This window comes from Escherichia sp. AM3, from assembly GCF_032029835.1.
GTDB lineage: Bacteria > Pseudomonadota > Gammaproteobacteria > Enterobacterales > Enterobacteriaceae > Escherichia > Escherichia coli.
On sequence record NZ_JAVUPQ010000534.1, the window covers coordinates 1 to 523 of the forward strand.

1 protein-coding gene and 1 pseudogene are annotated in these 523 nt (G+C 53.5%); both read right to left on the minus strand.

Features of this window, described 5'->3' with window-relative positions; translation table 11 throughout:
* Positions 1-314, minus strand: a pseudogene (locus RTW80_RS27070) (protein ImpB); the annotation flags it as partial.
* Positions 314-523: S24 family peptidase (locus RTW80_RS27075; protein ID WP_312721175.1), on the minus strand; the 210-nt coding region annotated here is incomplete at its 5' end. The gene RTW80_RS27075 and the pseudogene RTW80_RS27070, both read right to left, overlap by 1 nt.

Sequence of the window (523 nt, forward strand, 5' to 3'; positions counted from 1 at the left end):
CTGAACATTTCATCACTTGAGTCGGGCTCACCTGCGGGAGAAAGCGACTCCAGAACAGCCATAACCCGTTGGCTCATGCTGTGGTACAGCGCATAATTGCTGGAAAATACATGTATTTTCTTCTCCAGGCGCATCTGTCTCACCTGAAACCAGGGCTGCCCCATTCTGATGCCAAGGGCTTTTGCCTCCGGGCTGCGCGCGATCACACAGCCATCGTTATTGCTGAGTACGATGACCGGTTCGTTGCGAAGGTCCGGGCGGAAAACTTTTTCACATGAGGCGTAGAAACTGTTGATATCAGCCAGTGCAAACATCAGCGTAACTCCCGCGTCCTGTGTATCACGTGAGTGACAACACCAAAAATACAGATGTTTTCCGGATACAGTGTGCGGAACTCCGGGCTGTCTGAAACCGGCTCCAGTGCCGGGCGTGGGCGCAACAGCAGTCGTTTGACGGTGAACTCACCGTCGATCTCAGCGATAACGATGTCCCCGTGTTGTGGTTTTTCGGCCCTGTCCACTAC